The 17,475-nt window shown below is 70.0% G+C and carries 15 protein-coding genes; 8 read left to right on the plus strand and 7 right to left on the minus strand.

All coding sequences use genetic code 11. From position 1 onward, the window contains the following. Positions 1-5 precede the first annotated feature (5 nt). The gene (locus AC3ETA_RS25590; RefSeq protein WP_432195231.1) at positions 6-443 is read left to right on the plus strand and encodes a CBS domain-containing protein; all 438 of its coding nucleotides are present in this window, start codon (positions 6-8) and stop codon (positions 441-443) included. 215 nt (positions 444-658) lie between these two features. Here the strand turns inward: AC3ETA_RS25590 and AC3ETA_RS25595 are convergent, their stop codons facing one another. Then, a complete protein-coding gene (locus AC3ETA_RS25595; protein ID WP_432195232.1) occupies positions 659-1,786 on the minus strand; it encodes a magnesium and cobalt transport protein CorA in 1,128 nt (375 codons plus the stop codon). 364 nt (positions 1,787-2,150) lie between these two features. Here AC3ETA_RS25595 and AC3ETA_RS25600 point away from each other — a divergent pair, with 364 nt between their 5' ends. Then, a complete protein-coding gene (locus tag AC3ETA_RS25600) occupies positions 2,151-2,945 on the plus strand; it encodes a methyltransferase domain-containing protein (RefSeq protein WP_432195233.1) in 795 nt (264 codons plus the stop codon). 264 nt (positions 2,946-3,209) lie between these two features. Here the strand turns inward: AC3ETA_RS25600 and AC3ETA_RS25605 are convergent, their stop codons facing one another. Together AC3ETA_RS25605 and AC3ETA_RS25610 are read right to left on the minus strand one after the other, a co-directional pair. Beyond that, on the minus strand, positions 3,210-4,154 hold the full coding sequence (locus tag AC3ETA_RS25605; RefSeq protein ID WP_432195234.1) for a carbohydrate kinase family protein: 945 nt from the start codon (positions 4,152-4,154) through the stop codon (positions 3,210-3,212). A gap of 32 nt (positions 4,155-4,186) precedes the next feature. Then, positions 4,187-5,095 (minus strand): pseudouridine-5'-phosphate glycosidase, encoded by a 909-nt coding sequence (locus tag AC3ETA_RS25610; protein WP_432195235.1) that lies wholly within the window; start codon positions 5,093-5,095, stop codon positions 4,187-4,189. Positions 5,096-5,195: 100 nt separating this feature from the next. Between AC3ETA_RS25610 and AC3ETA_RS25615 the strand changes: the two genes are divergently transcribed. Beyond that, the gene (locus tag AC3ETA_RS25615) at positions 5,196-5,624 is read left to right on the plus strand and encodes a VOC family protein (protein ID WP_432195236.1); all 429 of its coding nucleotides are present in this window, start codon (positions 5,196-5,198) and stop codon (positions 5,622-5,624) included. 65 nt (positions 5,625-5,689) lie between these two features. Here the strand turns inward: AC3ETA_RS25615 and fdhA are convergent, their stop codons facing one another. From fdhA to AC3ETA_RS25635, 4 genes are all read right to left on the minus strand, one after another. Next, positions 5,690-6,916: a formaldehyde dehydrogenase, glutathione-independent gene (fdhA, locus tag AC3ETA_RS25620; RefSeq protein WP_432195237.1), complete on the minus strand. Its 1,227-nt coding sequence runs from the start codon at positions 6,914-6,916 to the stop codon at positions 5,690-5,692. 162 nt (positions 6,917-7,078) lie between these two features. After that, positions 7,079-8,365: an MFS transporter gene (locus AC3ETA_RS25625; protein ID WP_432195238.1), complete on the minus strand. Its 1,287-nt coding sequence runs from the start codon at positions 8,363-8,365 to the stop codon at positions 7,079-7,081. Positions 8,366-8,517: 152 nt separating this feature from the next. Beyond that, complete coding sequence (locus tag AC3ETA_RS25630) at positions 8,518-9,072, minus strand: methylated-DNA--[protein]-cysteine S-methyltransferase (protein WP_432195239.1); 555 nt, start codon at positions 9,070-9,072, stop codon at positions 8,518-8,520. 58 nt (positions 9,073-9,130) lie between these two features. After that, complete coding sequence (locus tag AC3ETA_RS25635) at positions 9,131-10,000, minus strand: glycerophosphodiester phosphodiesterase (RefSeq protein WP_432195240.1); 870 nt, start codon at positions 9,998-10,000, stop codon at positions 9,131-9,133. Positions 10,001-10,278: 278 nt separating this feature from the next. On the opposite strand from AC3ETA_RS25635, the gene AC3ETA_RS25640 reads away from it, so the two are divergent. The 5 genes from AC3ETA_RS25640 to AC3ETA_RS25660 all read left to right on the plus strand — a co-directional run bounded on the left by AC3ETA_RS25640 (position 10,279) and on the right by AC3ETA_RS25660 (position 17,400). Next, positions 10,279-11,145, plus strand: a complete 867-nt coding sequence (locus AC3ETA_RS25640) for an MHYT domain-containing protein (RefSeq protein WP_432195241.1) — start codon at positions 10,279-10,281, stop codon at positions 11,143-11,145. Between the two features lie 40 nt (positions 11,146-11,185). Further along, on the plus strand, positions 11,186-13,333 hold the full coding sequence (gene uvrB / locus AC3ETA_RS25645) for an excinuclease ABC subunit UvrB (RefSeq protein ID WP_432195242.1): 2,148 nt from the start codon (positions 11,186-11,188) through the stop codon (positions 13,331-13,333). Positions 13,334-13,531: 198 nt separating this feature from the next. Beyond that, the gene (locus AC3ETA_RS25650) at positions 13,532-14,110 is read left to right on the plus strand and encodes a TerD family protein (protein ID WP_426535238.1); all 579 of its coding nucleotides are present in this window, start codon (positions 13,532-13,534) and stop codon (positions 14,108-14,110) included. A 57-nt stretch (positions 14,111-14,167) separates the two neighbouring features. After that, complete coding sequence (locus tag AC3ETA_RS25655) at positions 14,168-16,174, plus strand: TerD family protein (protein WP_432195243.1); 2,007 nt, start codon at positions 14,168-14,170, stop codon at positions 16,172-16,174. 224 nt (positions 16,175-16,398) lie between these two features. After that, on the plus strand, positions 16,399-17,400 hold the full coding sequence (locus AC3ETA_RS25660) for a TerC/Alx family metal homeostasis membrane protein (RefSeq protein WP_432195244.1): 1,002 nt from the start codon (positions 16,399-16,401) through the stop codon (positions 17,398-17,400). Positions 17,401-17,475: the final 75 nt, after the last annotated feature.

A 17,475-nucleotide genomic window follows, 5' to 3' on the forward strand; every position in this document is an offset into this window, starting at 1 on the left:
AGTCCATGACCACTGCCGGAGACATCATGCACCGAGGCGCCCAGTGGATCCCGACCCACGAGACCCTGGACCGCGCCGCCCAGCTGATGCGTGAGCTGGGTGTCGGAGCCCTGCCCATCAGCGATCAGAACGAACGGCTCTGCGGCATCCTCACCGACCGCGACATCGTCATCGGCTGCGTGGCCAGGGGCCACGACCCGAGCAAGGTCACCGCCGGTGAGATGGCACAGGGCACCCCGCGCTGGATCGACGCGAGCGCCGACATCAGCGACGTGCTCCGGGAGATGAAGGATCATCAGATCCGACGGCTCCCCGTCATCGAGAACAAGCGCCTCGTCGGCATGATCAGCGAGGCCGATCTGGCCAGGAGCCTGCCGGAGGACGAGATCGGCCCATGGGCCGAGAGTGTCTATGCCACGAGCGCGGCGCCCAGGACGCGTTGACCCACGATGCCCTGAGAACGTGACTCGTCGATGCGGCGAACGCCCTTCCCCGCAGGGGTCGTCCTCCACGGGCCGTCCCTGCGCGGGTCGTCTCTCCACGGGTCGTCTCTCCACGGGCCATCCCTCCACGGGTCGTCCTCGTCCGGCCGGCCGTGCCGGACGAGGACGCGTCGGAGTTCGAGGGCGCTGCCGGTCAGTGACCGGCGTTCGCCGTGTCAGAGCCACCCGTTGCGCCGGAACCCGCGGTACAGCACCACGCAGGCGACGGATATCACGCCGATGACCAGCGGATAACCGAACGTCCAGCGCAGTTCTGGCATGTAGTCGAAGTTCATGCCGTAGACCCCGCACACCATCGTCGGGATGGCGATGATCGCGGCCCAGGCGGTGATCTTCCGCATGTCCTCGTTCTGCGCCACGGTGACCTGTGCCAGGTGTGCCTGGAGGATCGAGTTCAGCAACTCGTCGAAGGCGAATATCTGTTCCTTGGCCCGCAGCAGATGGTCGGAGACGTCACGGAAGTAGGCCTGTATCTCCGGCGCGACCACCCGTATGTGACCCGTGGCCAGTTCCTCCAGCGGTCGGCTCAGCGGAACCACGGCCCGCTTCAGCTCCAGCAGCTCTCGCTTGAGCTGGTAGATCCGCCCCGGGTCGACCCGCGCACCGTTCTCCGCGAACACGTCCGTCTCGACCTCGTCGATGTCCTCCTGCACCGAGTCCGTGACGCTCAGATAGTCGTCGACCACGTGGTCCGCGATGGCATGCAGCACCGCCGCCGGACCCTTGGCGAGCTGCTCGGGATCGGACTCCAGTTCCTCGCGCAACGGCCCGAGCGAGCCGTGCCGGCCGTGGCGCACCGTGATCACGAAGTCCCGGCCGACGAACACCATGATCTCGCCGGTGTTCACGACCTCGCTCGTCGATGTGAGCTGCTCGTGCTCGACGTAGCAGACGGTCTTGAACACCGCGAACAGCGTCTCGTCGTAGCGCTCGAGCTTCGGCCGCTGATGCGCCTCGACCGCGTCCTCGACCGCGAGCGGGTGCAGGTCGAAGAGTTCGGCGATGCCGGCGAACTCCCGGTCCGTCGGCTCGTGCAGACCGAGCCAGACGAATCCGCCGCCGCGCTTGCGCACTCTCTGCACCACATCGACCAGATCGCCGGTCTCCGGGACCCGGGCGCCGTCCCGGTAGGCCACGCAATTCACCACGGAGGAGCCCAGCGGGGACCTGGCGGGGTGGCTGAGGTCGACGCGGGGGCGTCGTCGAGCCAGCCGTGCCACCTTGCGCAGGCCGCCGACCCTGTCTAGGCCCGTGACCTTCCGCAGATTCCCTGCCATGGACATCTGGATCTCCTTGCATGGATCCCTCGCGCCGCATCTCTGCGCCTTGGCGTGCCAGTTTGCCAGTCGGTGGTGAGTGCCGGGTGAGCCTGTGGGAATCACCAATTCCGCTTTGTTCCCGCCTGTGGACAACCAGCCCACCCAGGTAGGACGCAGCCTTTGCCGGGCTGGATGCACCGTTGCGCCGCCGGTCCGGGTGTGCCGTTCCTGCGGGAACCTGGACCCCTGCCCACCGATTCCCCCGTCCTGCCGCCCCGCATGCCGTCGGCTCCGAATCCCGCCGTCGCCGGGACCCGACGTCCGCCATCTCGTCGTAGGCGCCGCGTCGCCCCCTCGAGACAAGCGGGGCAACTGGAATGATCGCGGCATGATGCGAAACGACGGGTATCTCCTCGACAACCGGCAGACCGAGGCAGGCGAACGTTTCGACGCTTTCGCCACCCTCTTCGACCCCACGACCTTCCGGCACATCGAAGGATTCGGCATCGGAGCCGGCTGGCGCTGCTGGGAGGTCGGCGCAGGCGGCACGTCGGTGGTGTCCTGGATGGCCAAGAAGGTCGGCCCGACCGGCAAGATCGTCGCAACCGACATCGACACCTCACAACTCGCCTCCGACGCCCGGCCGCCCGTGGAGGTGCGCGTCCACGACGTGAGCGCCGGCGAACCGCCGGGGGAGGGGTTCGACCTGGTGCACGCCCGGCTCGTCCTCGTCCATGTGCCGGACCGGGAACGGGCGTTGCACTCGATGATCGAGTCCCTGCGCCCCGGCGGGTGGCTCCTGATCGAGGACGCCGACCCCGCTCTGCAGCCTCTCATCTGCCCCGACGAGTACGGCCCCGAGCAGCAGCTGGCCAACCGGTTGCGCCAGGGCTTTCGCAAGCTCCTCGCCGACCGCGGCGCCGACCTCTCCTACGGCCGCAGGCTCCCGCGTCTGCTCCGCGAGGCGGGACTGCGCCGGGTGACGGCCGACGCGTACTTCCCGATCACCTCGCCCGCCTGCGCCGCCCTGGAGTCCGCCACGGTCCGTCAGATCCGCGAGCAGCTGGTCACGGGCGGCGTCGCCACGGACGAGGACATCGACCGCCACCTCGCGAACGTAGCCTCCGGCACGATGGACCTGGCCACGGCCCCACTGATCTCGGCGTGGGGACGCAAGCCGTAGCTACGGGCCGGGCCGCGGGCCGGAGCAGGGCCGGGAGCCACCGGCCGTGGCTTCAAGCCGGAGTCACCGGCCGTGGCCTCAAGCCGGAGTCACCGGCCGTGGCCTCAAGCCGGAGTCGACGGTGTCGTGGCCTCAAGCCGGAGTCGACGGTGTCGTGGCTTCAAGCCGGAGTCGACGGTGTCGTGGCTTCAAGCCGTAGTGGACCATGGCGTGGCTTCAAGCCGTTAGGCGACGACTCGCGATCCCCCCGGCCCGTCGGTTCCGTCACCCGACCCCCGGCGGCCTCCCGCCCACCCGTTCCACCGCCAGCGCTCCCGCCCGGCACCCCTCCGCGGCCGCCTCTTCCGGAGCCGCACCGGTGAGCATGGCGGCGAGGAACGCACCGGTGAAGGCGTCGCCCGCTCCGGTGGTGTCCCTCGGCGCAGCCGGCACGGCGGGGACGTGGGCGGTGATCGTGCCCGACCGGGCCACCAGCGCGCCGTCCGCGCCCTGCTTGGCGACGACCAGCGGCACATGGCGGCTCAACTTGGCAGCCGCATCCGCAGCGTCCGGCAACCCCGTGAGCAGGCACGCCTCGTCACGGCTCGGCAGCAGGACGTCCACGCCCTCCGCCAACGCCAGGAACCGGTCGACGCCCAGCTCCACGAGGAACCCGGTCGACGCCGGATCCAGGCTCACCGGCACGCCCCGTGCGCGTGCGGACGCGACGGCCGCCGTCACCAGCGCGCGGCTGGGCGCGGCGAACAGCAGATAACCCGACAGGTGCAGCCACGCGACACCGTCGAGGAGCGCGTCCGACCAGTCGCGCGGCTCCAGCCGCATCGACGCACCGCTGTCGGTCAGGAACGTCCGCTCGGCCGCGGCACCCGTGTCGACCAGGCAGATCACCGTCCCGGTCGGCGCCTGCGGATCGACGACGAGACAGGGCCGCACGCCGCTCGCCGTCAGCTCCCGCTCGTGCCAGTCGGCGGCGTCCGCGCCCACCCGCCCCAGCAGCCGTACCTCGCGACCGCCCCGATGCGCCGCCCAGCAGGCCACATTGGCGCCCGCGCCGCCGGGCACGGTCCGGATGGCCGCGCCGGTGTCCGTGCCGGAGGCGAGCGGCCCCCGGTGGCGGGCGATGACGTCCGTCACCACGTCGCCGACGACCAGCAGAGCGCCGTCGCGGGCACTCGAGGCGCCCGGACCTACGGACGGCGTCCCGTTCATGCTCCGGCCCGGGCCGCTGGCAGGTGTCCCGTTCACGCCCCGGCCCAGGCCGCCGCGATCCGCCCCGCCAGGCGTACGTTGCCGCGCACCGCCGCCAGGTTCGCGCTCAACGAGGCACCGTCCGTGTGCCGTACCAGGTAGTCCAACAGGAACGGCGTGACCGCCTGACCGGTGACGCCCTGCTCCTCGCACGCGTGCAGCGCGTCCGCGAGCACACGCGCGTGCAGCTCTGGATCCAACTGCTCCGCTTCCGGTACCGGGTTGGCGACGATCAACGCCGACTCGGGCCCGTCGAGCGCGTCCTGAGCACGCATCACCTCGGCGGCCTCCTCGGGCGAGCCGAGCGTCCAGTCCACGGGGTGACCCGAGTCGGCGAGGTAGAAGCCGGGGAAGTGGTCCGTGCGATAGCCGGCCACAGCGACGCCGAGGGTCTCCAGCCGTTGCAGGGTCGCGGGGACGTCCAGGATCGACTTCACCCCGGCGCACACCACCGTGATCCGGGTACGCGCGAGCAGCCCCAGGTCGGCCGACTCGTCCTGCGTCACCGTCCACTCCCGGTGCACACCGCCGAGTCCGCCCGTCGCGAACACCCGCACGCCCGCGAGGGCCGCCAGCAGCGCCGTCGCCGACACCGTGGTCGCCCCGCTCGCCCCGGCGGCCACCGCGAGCGGCAGATCCCGGTGCCCCAGCTTGCGGATCCCGTCCTCGTTCGCGACCCGCTCCAGCTGGTCCTTGCCGAGGCCGACATGAGGGCGCCCGTCCAGCACGGCGATCGTCGCCGGAACAGCGCCCTCCTGCCGTACGACGTCCTCCAGCTCCAGGGCCACCTGGAGATTGCGCGGGCGCGGCAACCCGTGCGCGATGATCGTGGACTCCAGGGCCACCACGGGTCGACGCGCGTCGATCGCTTCCCGTACTTCTTCCGACACCACCAGCACCACGCGCCTGCCTCCTGTCTGTCGGTACTCCCTCATCTCTGGCGGGCGCCGTGCCCGATCAAACCCCTTGCGGCCTGTGGCGGACGACACCAGCCTTGACTGCATGAAGGACCACACTGCACGTCTCGACCATGTCGTCCTCTGGGTGCGCGACCCGGAGGCGTCGGCCGACTTCTTCGAGAAGGCGGTCGGCATGGAGCCGGTCAGGCTCTCGGAGTTCTCCGCGGGGGCGGTTCCGTTCCCCTCCGTACGTCTCAACGAGGAGACCATCCTCGACCTCATGCCGCTCACCATGGCGGAGCGCATGAAGATGCTGCCGGACTCCGTCGAGAGCTCCGGGCACCCGGTCAACCACGTCTGCCTGGCGCTGCCCGGCGACGGATTCGACACCCTGCGCGCCCGCCTGGAGGAGCGCGGCGCCCCGGTGTCGGACATCTCCCGCGACTCCTTCGGCGCCCGCGGAAAGGCCAAACGCAGCTTCTACTTCCGTGACCCCGACGGCAACGTCTTCGAGGCCCGGCACTACGACTGACGGGCTGCGAAAGGGGGCCACGCGTGCGTGGCCCCCCTCGCAGGCACGTGCACGCGTCGGTGACGTCAGACCGGCTGGAGCCCGTCCAGCGCACCGTGCGGATTCAGCACGTACTTGCGGCTCGCGCCCTGGTCGAACTCGGCATAGCCACGTGGCGCGTCCTCGATACCGATCACGGTCGCGTTGACCGCCTTGGCGATGTGCACGCGCTCGTGCAGGATCGCCATCATCAGGCCCCGGTTGTACTGCATCACCGGGCATTGCCCGGTCGTGAACCGGTGGCTCTTGGCCCAGCCGAGGCCGAGCCGAACCTTCAGCGTCCCGGACTTCGCGTCCTCGTCGATCCCTCCGGGGTCGGCCGTGACATACAGGCCGGGAATGCCGAGGGCACCGCCCGCGCGCGTGATGCCCATCAGCGAGTTCAGGACCGTCGCGGGCGCCTCCTCGGCGTCCGGGCCGTGGCCCCGCGCCTCGAAGCCGACCGCGTCGACCGCGGCGTCCACCTCGGGCTCCCCGAGGATCTGGGCGATCTGCTCGCCCACGTCGCCCTGAGAGACGTCGACGGTCTCGCAGCCGAAGCTGCGCGCCTGGGCGAGGCGCTCGGCGTTCAGATCGCCGACGATGACGACCGCGGCCCCCAGCAGGTGCGCCGAGGCGGCCGCCGCGAGCCCGACCGGGCCCGCCCCGGCGACGTACACCGTCGAACCGACACCCGCACCCGAGGTGACCACACCGTGGAAGCCGGTCGGGAAGATGTCCGACAGCATCGTCAGATCGAGCAGCTTCGCGCGCGCCTGGTCCCGGTCGGGGAACTTCAGCAGATTGAAGTCCGCGTACGGGATCATGGCGAACTCGGCCTGCCCGCCGACCCAGCCGCCCATGTCGACATAGCCGTACGCCGCTCCCGGCCGGGCCGGGTTGACGTTCAGGCAGATGCCGGTCTTGCGTTCCTTGCAGTTACGACACCGCCCGCAGGCGATGTTGAACGGTACGGAGACGATGTCGCCCACGTCGACGGTCTCGACGTCCGGCCCCCGTTCGACGACCTCTCCGGTGATCTCGTGTCCGAGGACCAGCCCTTCCGGCGCGGTCGTACGCCCGCGCACCATGTGCTGGTCACTGCCACAGATGTTGGTCGCGAGGACCTTGAGGATCACCCCGTGCCGGCACTTGCGGCCGATGTTGTCGCGGGCGACTCCCGGTCCGTCCTGAAGCTCGAGCGTCGGATAGTCGATGGTCCTGACCTCGACCGTGCCCGGCTTGAGATACGCCACTGCCCTGTTTCCGCTCATGCGTGATCGCCGTCCCTTCGGCTCCGTGTCTTCCGGATGCCAGTCGGATGCCAGCGGCTGTGCGCACGGCGGAGTCTGCTACCGGCGCCCCGGTCCGGCCACCCTTCGCGTGGCAACCGGAGCCCACGGCCTCCGGCTTCCCCGGCGAAGCGGGATATAACGTCAGTCGGCCGCCGGAACGTCCGTCGCCCGTCTGCCCCGCGTGAACAGCGCCAACGCAGCCAGCGGGAGCAGCAGGCACGCGGCCGTGAGATTCAGCCAGCCATAGCTCGCCTTGGCGACCACGAGCCCTGCGACCGCTCCACCGACGCCGGCGGACGCGTTCATGACGAGGTCGGACAGGCCTTGCGCGGCCGCCCGCGCGGGCTGCGGCACCGAGTCCGTGAGCAGCGCGGAACCGGAGACGAGCCCCGCCGACCAGCCGAGCCCCAGTACGAACAGACCGACGGCCGTCTGCCCGTGACTGCCGCCCGCCGTGCCGGCGAGGAAGACCGCACACGCCAGCAGCCCCACGGAGAGCCCGATCCCGGACAACCGCCCCAGCCGGTCCGACAACCGCCCCATGAGCGGCGCGAACGCATACATGCCCGCGATGTGCCCGCTGATGACCAGACCGATCAGATCGATCCCGGCGCCGTGACGAGCCAGGTCGACCGGGGTCATCGACATCACCGACACCATCGCCGTGTGCGCCACGGCGACCGTCACCACCGCGAGTCGCGCCCGCGGCGAGGCGGCCACGGCGGCCATCCCGGCACGCAGCGAACGAGCCGCGGGCGACCCTTCCTCGGCCGGCGCCAGCGCACGCGCCGTCAGCAACGGGTCCGGCCGCAGCAGTACGGCCACCACCAGCGCGGATACCAGGAAGATCCCGGCCGCCCACAGGAACGGACCCGCCGTCGCCGGTATCCCGAGGCCGGTGACACTGCGCCCGGCGGGCGCGGCTATGTTCGGCCCGAGGACCGCCCCGATGGTGGTCGCCCAGACGACGAGCGAGATCGCCCGCGCCCGCCGATCCGGCTCGGCGAGATCCGCCGCCGCGAACCGCGCCTGGAGGTTCGCCGACGACGCCGCGCCGAACGCGGCCATCCCGCACAGCAGCAGCGGAAAACTCCCGACGCGGGCCGCGACCACCGTGACGGCGGCGCCCACGGCGCCTATGAGATAAGCCAGGACGAGCCCGGGACGGCGGCCGCGCGCGGTCATCAGCGCAGCCAGCGGCATCGACAGCACCGCGGTGCCGGCAACGGTCGCGGTGGGCGCGAGCCCGGACAGCGACTCGGTGCCGCTGACCTCCTTGGCCAGGACGGCCGCGAGCGCGATGCCGGTGGCGACGCCCAGCCCGCCCAGGATCTGTGTCGTGATCAGCACGGCCGAGATACGGCGCCGCAGGGCCGGCAGCCGGTCGGCCGGCACCGACACGACGACCTGACGCTCGACGGCGGTCACGCCGCACACCCGGCGATACGACGCCTCCGAACGGCCGGCCGCCCGGAACAGCACACCGGACCGGCCGCGTACATGTGGGTGAAAGGTGTCGTCACAGGCGCAGTCTCCCCCCTCTTCTCCCGACTGCCCACCCCGCGAAAAGCGGGCAGCCCTCAGAACAGGGGCTCCGGCAGTACCCCCTCCAACGCCAGCAGCTTTCGCTTGGTCTCCAGACCGCCCCCGAACCCGCCGATGCCGCCGTCGCTCTCCACGACCCGGTGACAGGGCACGACGACCGGCAGCGGATTGGCGCCCATCGCCATCCCCACGGCCTGGGCCGCGCCCGGTTGCCCGACCCGCCCGGCCAGATCGCCGTACCCCACGACCGTGCCGAACGGGACACCCGTGGCCAGCTCGCGCAGCACCTGCCGGTTGAAACCGGAGATCAACGACCAGTCCAGCGGCAGCTCGAAGTCCCGTCGCCCACCCGCGAAGTACTGCTCCATCTGGCGTATCGCCTCGGCCAGCAGCGGGGAGTCGGGCGCCTCCACCGGCTCGACGCCCAGCCGGGACGCCAGCCGGTCGAGCATCGTGTCGCGCACCTTCGGCGTGGCGTGGAAGACGACGCTGACCAGGCCGTCGCGGGTCGCGGCCAGCATCAGCGGCCCGATGTCGGTACCGACGACGGCCCACACGACCTGCTGCTCGTACTGCCCATGGCTGTCCATGCGCCCACCGTACGGCCCACCACTGACAACGCTCCCGGGAGCGGGCGCCGTGCCGGCCTCAGCCCGTGGGCAGGGCGTCCCGCACCACGTCGGGAGTGTTCGTGATGACGCCGTCGACGCCGTACCCGGCGACCAGCCGTGCGGTGCCCGCGTCGTTCACGGTCCAGGTGAAGACCTCCAGCGGCCTGCCGTGCGCTCCCTCGACCGCGTGGACGGAGGCGACGTAGCCCGTGGAGATGGAGCCGTACGAGGGGTTGATCTGATCCGTGAAGGCCGCGTAACCGTCCAGGTCCGCCACGGCAGGCGTCCCCAGCAGACCCGTCTTCACGGCCGGCTTCAACTCGTGCACGGTCCGCACACTGTCGGCACTGAAACTCTGTACGATCAGCCGGCTCTCCAGGTGGGGCCCGTCGAGCCACCCCTCGTTGTCCAGCACCTTGAGGGTCTGCTGCTCGATGCCCGGATACAGCTCCGGATTCTTGATCTCCAGCAGCAGCTTCTGGTGGTGCAGCTCCACACGGTCCACGTACTGCTTCAGCGTCGGCACGCGCGCGTCCGCGTACGCGGGGCCGAACCAGCTGCCCGCGTCCAGCCGGGCGATCTCGGCGGCCGTGAAGTCCTTCACCTTCCAGGGCGCGCGGTCGGGGAAGACCTCCTCCGCGTCCGTCGTCCGCCTGAGGTTGTCGTCGTGGACGACGACCAGCTCGCCGTCCCTGGTGCGCTGGACGTCGTTCTCGACCCAGTCGATGCCCAGCTCGGCGGCCTTGTCGACGGCTTCCAGCGTGTTCTCGGGGGCATAGGCGGAGGCTCCCCGGTGGGCGATGATCGTGGGCTGGTCCGAACCGGCCCGGGCTTGCGGGGCGGGGACGAGCAGGGTGGCGGTTCCCAGGAGCGCGGTCGTCGTGGCGGCTACAGCGCGCGCGTGCATGCGTACTCCTCGCTTCGGACGATCACGGACAGCTCAACTGTGACAGCAGAGGGTCAACGGCGGAGGAGTACAGAATGGCCACAGAATGAATGGAGTTGCCTGCGCTCGCTCACCTGTGCGGCACAACTGGGGCAAGGCCGTGTTTCTTTGCCGGAGAATCGTTCGACCATTCCGGTGGGGGTTACCCTCTGCCTCAACCCTGACCGCTCGGGCGGTCCTGGGAGGGGGCGCATTTCACGGAGTTCCGGGACGTAAAAGGGCGGGAAGGGCAGCCGCGTATGCAGGGCACGATCGACGGATTCAGCTATGGACTCGTCACACCTCTGGTGGCTTACCTCATGGCCTGTCTCGGCGGTGCGCTCGGCCTTCGCTGCACCGCAAGATCGATGCTCGTCTCGCGTTCCTGGCGCCCCGGCTGGCTCGCCCTGGGCTCGGCAGCCATCGGCTCCGGCATATGGACGATGCACTTCGTCGCGATGATGGGCTTCACCGTCAAGGGAACGCCGATCCACTACGACAAGGTCATGACGTTCGCGAGCCTCGCAGTCGCCGTCGTCATGGTCGGTGTCGGGATTTTCATAGTCGGCTACAGAGGCGCCAGGGGCGCGGCCCTGTTCACCGGCGGCACCATCACCGGCCTCGGCATAGCGTCGATGCACTATCTGGGCATGGCCGGCATACGGCTCGACGGAAGGCTGGAGTACAACACGTTCACCGTGGCCGTCTCCGTCGTCATAGCCATGGGTGCCGCCACCGCCGCCCTGTGGGCCGCTGGGCAGGTCAGAGGGCTTCTGTGGAGTGTCGGCGCGAGCCTCGTCATGGGGCTCGCCGTCAGCGGCATGCACTACACCGGCATGGCAGCCCTCAACGTCCATCTCCATGGCACGGGAGCGCCCGTCGGTGGCGACTCGCCCGCCGCCCTGCTCGCCCCGATGCTGGTCGGCCCGCTCGCCTTTCTGCTCGTCGCGGGCGCCGTCGTACTCTTCGACCCGAAGATGATCATGGGGCGTCCCGCCGGGGTCCCCGTCGCGGACAAGCCGGGCGTCCCGGCCCACGCCACCGTCCCGCACCAGGTCCGCCGCGCCACCCTGCGCACCCGCCGCACCGCCGGAACCCGAGGCTCCAGGACCCCGCAGAACCACTGATCGGACCGCGTTGTCAGTGGGGGGTCGTACCGTGGATCCCATGCGGCCCGTTTCCAGCATCGAACGCACGGTGGCGCCCTTCGAGGTCGTCAGCCCCTACCAGCCCAGCGGCGACCAGCCGACGGCCATCGCCGAGCTCGCCCGGCGCATCGAAGCCGGTGAGAAGGACGTCGTCCTGCTCGGCGCGACCGGCACAGGCAAGTCCGCGACCACCGCGTGGATGATCGAGAAGCTCCAGCGGCCCACCCTGGTGATGGCACCGAACAAGACACTGGCCGCCCAGCTGGCGAACGAGTTCCGCGAGCTCCTGCCGAACAACGCCGTCGAGTACTTCGTCTCGTACTACGACTACTACCAGCCCGAGGCCTACGTCCCGCAGTCGGACACCTACATCGAGAAGGACTCCTCGATCAACGAGGAGGTCGAGCGCCTGCGCCACTCCGCGACGAACTCGCTGCTCACCCGTCGTGATGTCGTCGTGGTCGCTTCGGTGTCCTGCATCTACGGCCTCGGTACACCGCAGGAGTACGTGGACCGCATGGTTCCCCTCAGGGTCGGCGAGGAGATCGACCGGGACCAGCTGCTGCGCCGCTTCGTGGACATCCAGTACACGCGCAACGACCTCGCCTTCACCCGCGGCACCTTCCGCGTGCGCGGCGACACCATCGAGATCTTCCCGGTCTACGAGGAGCTCGCCGTCCGCATCGAGATGTTCGGCGACGAGATCGAGGCCCTGTCCACGCTGCACCCGCTGACCGGCGAGATCATCAGCGACGACGAGCAGCTGTACGTGTTCCCGGCCTCCCACTACGTCGCCGGCCCCGAGCGCATGGAGCGGGCCGTCAACGACATCGAGAAGGAGCTCGGCGAGCGCCTCGCCGAACTGGAGAAGCAGGGCAAGCTCCTGGAGGCCCAGCGACTGCGGATGCGGACGACCTACGACCTCGAGATGCTCCGCCAGATCGGCTCCTGCTCCGGCGTCGAGAACTACTCGATGCACTTCGACGGCCGCTCGCCCGGCTCCGCGCCGAACACCCTGCTCGACTACTTCCCCGAGGACTTCCTGCTCGTCATCGACGAGTCGCATGTGACGGTGCCGCAGATCGGGGCGATGTACGAGGGCGACGCCTCCCGCAAGCGCACCCTGGTCGACCACGGCTTCCGACTGCCGTCCGCCCTCGACAACCGCCCCCTGAAGTGGGAGGAGTTCCAGGGGCGCATCGGGCAGACCGTCTACCTGTCGGCGACCCCCGGCAACTACGAGCTCTCCCGCGGGGACGGCCAGGTCGAGCAGATCATCCGTCCCACCGGCCTCGTCGACCCGGAGGTCGTCGTCAAGCCGACCGAGGGCCAGATCGACGACCTGGTGCACGAGATCCGCACGCGCGTCGAGAAGGACGAGCGGGTCCTGGTCACCACCCTCACCAAGAAGATGGCCGAGGACCTCACGGACTACTTCCTGGAACTCGGCATCCACGTGCGCTACCTCCACAGCGACGTGGACACCCTGCGCCGTGTCGAGCTGCTGAGAGAGCTGCGTGCCGGAGAGTTCGACGTCCTCGTCGGCATCAACCTGCTGCGGGAGGGCCTCGACCTGCCCGAGGTGTCCCTGGTGGCGATCCTCGACGCCGACAAGGAGGGCTTCCTGCGCTCCGGGACCTCCCTCATCCAGACCATCGGCCGCGCGGCGCGCAACGTCTCCGGCCAGGTCCACATGTACGCCGACAAGATCACCCCGGCGATGGAGAAGGCCATCGACGAGACCAACCGCCGCCGGGAGAAGCAGGTCGCATACAACAAGGCCAACGGCATCGACCCCCAGCCGCTGCGCAAGAAGATCAACGACATCGTCGCGCAGATCGCCCGCGAGGATGTCGACACCGAGCAACTGCTCGGCACCGGCTACCGCGCCAAGAAGGACGGCCGGGGCACCAAGGCCCCCGTGCCCTCCCTCGGCGACAAGGCGGCCAAGGGCGCGAAGTCGGCCAAGTCCGCCAAGGGCAAAGCCAAGCAGACGGCGCCGACCGACCGGCCGGCGGCGGAACTCGCCGAACAGATCGAGGAGTTGACGGAGCGTATGCGCGCCGCCGCGGCGGACCTCCAGTTCGAGATCGCGGCACGGCTGCGCGACGAGGTGTCCGAGATGAAGAAGGAACTGCGGCAGATGAAGGAGGCGGGACTCGCCTGACGGGGCCCGAGGCGCCGGTCCGCACCACGGCACCGGCGCCGCCCGAACGGCCTTCCACCGGCTTTCCGTACTCGCTGTGTTGCAAGACCGACACAAAGTGGGGACCGGAGTACGTCACTGTCAGTGCCCCTGCGTAGGGTTCTCGTCATCCGCGGACTCCGCGGCCAACAGGGGACAGCTCGAGAGGGGAATCAGCACGTGACCGTCAACATGACCAAGGGTCAGGCAATCAGTCTGCAGAAGAACGACGGAGGCAGCCTGACCGCGGTGCGCATGGGTCTCGGCTGGCAGGCGGCTCCCCGGCGCGGCCTGTTCGGCTCGCGTACGCGGGAGGTCGACCTCGACGCCTCGGCCGTCCTGTTCGCGGACAAGCAGCCGGTCGACGTCGTCTTCTTCCGCCACCTGGTGAGCGACGACGGCTCGGTGCGCCACACCGGCGACAACCTCGTCGGCGGTGTCGGCCAGGGCGGCGACGACGAGGCGATCCTCGTCGACCTCGCCCGCATCCCGGTCCACATCGACCAGATCGTCTTCACCGTGAACTCCTTCACGGGCCAGACCTTCCAGGAGGTGCAGAACGCCTTCTGCCGCCTGGTCGACGAGACCAACGGCCAGGAGCTCGCCCGCTACACGCTCGCGGGCGGCGGCGCCTACACGGCCCAGATCATGGCGAAGGTGCACCGCTCGGGTCCGGGCTGGACGATGACGGCCCTCGGAACCCCGGCCAACGGCCGCACCTTCCAGGACCTGATGCCGGCGATCCTGCCGCACCTGTAAGACACGCAAGGCGGCCCGGCGGGCGGCACACGACAACTGACACAGGGGGACGAAGGCATGACGGCCGAGCTGGTGCGGGGGCAGAACCACCCGCTCTCCCAGGCCCGTCTGGAGATCCGGGTCTCGGCCGGCACGCCGATCGTGGCCGCCGCCGCGCTCGGCGACGAGCAGGGCAGGATCCACGGCGTCGAATCGGTGGCCCACCCGGGCGCCCCGACCCTGCCCGGCCTGGAGGTCTCCCGGCAGGCGGCCGCCGACCATCGCCTCGCGGTGGACCTGGACGCCATGCCCGAGGCCGTCCACCGTGTCAGTGTGCTGCTCGCCCTGCCGACCGGGGTCGGGGGTCCGACCCGCTTCGGCTCCGTCCCCGCCCCGTTCGTCGCGGTCACCGGCCTCGACGGCGCCGAGGTCGCCAGCTACACCATCGCCGGCCTGGAGTCCGAGTCGGCCGTCGTCGCCCTGGAGCTCTACCGCCGCCAGGGCGCCTGGAAGGTGCGCGCCATCGGCCAGGGGTACGCCGGTGGCCTCGCCGACCTCTTCGACGACCAGGGCCTGGACCGGGCCCACCAGCTCGCCGGCGGCATCAACGACGCGGTGGCCCAGGGCGTCGCCCGCTCGATCCCGGCGCCCCCGCCGCGCCCGGACGGCGACCGTTCCCGGCAGGCCGCCGCACCCGCCCTCGGGCCGGACCAGTCCGGCCAGGCGCAGCAGGGCACCTCAGGTGCCGCGGCACCGCAGCCGACGTCGCCCTACGGCAACCAGACGCCCGGCCAGCCGACCCCGCCGCCCAATTCTCCGTACGGCACCAGCGACCCCACCCAGCCGTCCGCCCCCACGTCCGGCGGACCCATCGACTACAGCCACCCGCGCCGGCAGAACGCGGCTCCGCCGCCGCCTCCGCCGACCGTGCCCCCGGCGCAGCCCGGCCGGCCCGCGCAGCCCGTCGCGGGTGACGCCACCGGCTGGTCCATGGAGGAGCGGCTGTACAACCAGGTGTGGGGCATGTTCGAGGACCTCGCCCGCACCACCGCCGCCTACCGCAGCGCGGTCGACTTCGCCGAATCGCGCATGGAGAAGGAGCTCGACCAGGTCCTGTCGGACCCGCGCAGCCGGATCGGCGGACAGGGCGATGCCGCCCGCGAGGCGGCCCAGGCCAAGCACTCGCAGCTCGTCAACCAGGCCAGGGCGACGCTCGACCGGGACCTTGCCCAGCTCAGCGCGGAGTCCCAGGTCGTCGAGCCCGCGCTGCCGCCCGCCTACGCCCGCTGGGACAACCCGGTCTGGCACGGCTACCGCGTGCCGATGGAGATCCCCATGGCACTTCGCCTGGGTGAGCTCCACCTGCCCGAGAGCGCCGAGCTGCGCATCCCGATGCTGGTCCGGCTGCCGCTGGAGCGCGGCCTGTGGATCGACAGCGGACGCAGTGGTTCGCCCGAAGGCTCCTTCCACGACTCCCACGACCTGAGCCGCCTCGCGATGGAGACGGCGGTGGCGCACGCGGCCCGGCTGCTCGCCGTCTACCCGGCCGGCGAGTTCACCGTGCACGTCATCGACCCGGCCGGCTCGGGTGCCCAGGCACTCGCACCCCTGGTGCAGACCGGTGTACTCGCGGCCCCGCCCGCGGTGGGTGCGGCCGGAGTCGCGGATGTCCTCGCCCGGCTCACGCAGCGTGTCGACCTGGTGCAGATGGCACTGCGCGCCGGTGCGCCCGACTCCCTGCCGCCCGGCTTCGACACCTCCCAGCAGCTGCTGATCGTCAATGACTTCCCGCACGGCTTCGACGATCGTGCCGTGAACCAGCTGCGCTACCTCGCGGACGAGGGCCCCAGCGTCGGCGTCCACCTGATGATGGTCGCGGACCGCGAGGAGGCGGCCGGCTACGGCCCGCTGCTCGACCCGCTGTGGCGTGCGCTGCTGCGTCTGACGCCGGTGGCCGACGACCACCTCGCCGACCCGTGGGTGGGGCACGCCTGGACCTACGAGCCCTCGCTGGTGCCACCCGGCAGCCAGGTGCTCCAGCAGGTGCTCACGCAGGTCGCGGCAGCTCGGACCAAGCACTGGTAAAAGGCCCTGACCAGCTAACTTGGTACTTCTTTTGCCAATCACTTTACCTTCCCTTGGTGATTGGGGTACTGTTTGTGGCACGGAGGGGAGTACTCCCTGTCTGCTGCGACGTACCCGTCAATACGGATCCGGCCAGATCCCGGGGCGTCGGCCCATCGTGGGTGGAAGAGACCTCCGGCGCGCGACGACGCTGACATCTGCCGTTACGTACTGCCGGAGGCGCAGTGGAAGTTTCCACGACCCTGTGGGTCCTGACCATCGTGGGCCTTGCCGCCCTGATCGCGGTCGATTTCTTCATCGGCCGAAAGCCGCACGACGTATCCATCAAGGAAGCCGGAATCTGGACGGTCGTCTGGATCGCGCTCGCCGGCCTCTTCGGGCTCGGCCTGCTGATCTTCGGCGGCGGACAGGCCGGCGGCGAGTTCTTCGCCGGTTTCATCACCGAGAAGTCGCTGAGCGTCGACAACCTCTTCGTCTTCGTTCTGATCATGGCGAAGTTCGCCGTGCCGTCCCAGTACCAGCAGCGAGTGCTGCTGGTCGGTGTGCTCATCGCCCTGGTGCTGCGAGCGATATTCATCGCCGCCGGCGCCGCGATCCTCGCGAGCTTCGCCTGGGTGTTCTACATCTTCGGCGCCTTCTTGATCTGGACCGCCTGGAAGCTCATCAAGGAGGCCCGGGCCGGCGACGAGGAAGAGGAGTTCGAGGAGAACAAGCTGCTGAAGGCGGCCGAGCGCAGGTTCGGTGTCGCCGACCGCTACCACGGCACCAAGCTGTGGATCCAGGAGAACGGCAAGCGGGTCATGACCCCGATGCTGGTCGTGATGCTCGCGATCGGTACGACGGACGTGCTCTTCGCCCTGGACTCCATCCCGGCGATCTTCGGCCTGACGCAGGACCCGTACATCGTCTTCACGGCCAACGCATTCGCGCTGATGGGTCTGCGACAGCTGTACTTCCTCATCGGCGGCCTGCTGAAGAAGCTGGTCCACCTGAGCTACGGCCTGTCGATCATCCTTGGCTTCATCGGTGTCAAGCTGGTGCTGCACGCACTGCACGAGTCCGGGGTCCATGTCCCTGAGATCAGCATTCCGGTCTCGCTCGGCGTGATCTGCTCGGTCCTGATCGTCACCACGATCACCAGCCTGAGGGCCTCCAAGAAGCAGGCGGCGGCCGAGGCGGCGCAGGAGCGGAGCGATGGCGCTCCGAAGGACAGCATCGACGTCTGACCATGTCGGACGTAGGAAGAACCATCACCGGGAGTGGGGGGGGGGGGGGGGGGGGGGGGAGGAGAGGGGGGGGGG

Source organism: Streptomyces sp. bgisy027, assembly GCF_057710365.1.

Excerpts from the sequence above, each read along its gene's own strand:
- AC3ETA_RS25590 (WP_432195231.1), top strand. The coding sequence starts at position 6 with ATGACCACTGCCGGAGACATCATGCACCGAGGCGCCCAGTGGATCCCG.
- AC3ETA_RS25595 (WP_432195232.1), bottom strand. The coding sequence starts at position 1,786 with ATGTCCATGGCAGGGAATCTGCGGAAGGTCACGGGCCTAGACAGGGTC.
- AC3ETA_RS25600 (WP_432195233.1), top strand. The coding sequence starts at position 2,151 with ATGATGCGAAACGACGGGTATCTCCTCGACAACCGGCAGACCGAGGCA.
- AC3ETA_RS25605 (WP_432195234.1), bottom strand. The coding sequence starts at position 4,154 with ATGAACGGGACGCCGTCCGTAGGTCCGGGCGCCTCGAGTGCCCGCGAC.
- AC3ETA_RS25615 (WP_432195236.1), top strand. The coding sequence starts at position 5,196 with ATGAAGGACCACACTGCACGTCTCGACCATGTCGTCCTCTGGGTGCGC.
- fdhA (WP_432195237.1), bottom strand. The coding sequence starts at position 6,916 with ATGAGCGGAAACAGGGCAGTGGCGTATCTCAAGCCGGGCACGGTCGAG.
- AC3ETA_RS25630 (WP_432195239.1), bottom strand. The coding sequence starts at position 9,072 with ATGGACAGCCATGGGCAGTACGAGCAGCAGGTCGTGTGGGCCGTCGTC.
- AC3ETA_RS25635 (WP_432195240.1), bottom strand. The coding sequence starts at position 10,000 with ATGCACGCGCGCGCTGTAGCCGCCACGACGACCGCGCTCCTGGGAACC.
- AC3ETA_RS25640 (WP_432195241.1), top strand. The coding sequence starts at position 10,279 with ATGCAGGGCACGATCGACGGATTCAGCTATGGACTCGTCACACCTCTG.
- uvrB (WP_432195242.1), top strand. The coding sequence starts at position 11,186 with ATGCGGCCCGTTTCCAGCATCGAACGCACGGTGGCGCCCTTCGAGGTC.
- AC3ETA_RS25655 (WP_432195243.1), top strand. The coding sequence starts at position 14,168 with ATGACGGCCGAGCTGGTGCGGGGGCAGAACCACCCGCTCTCCCAGGCC.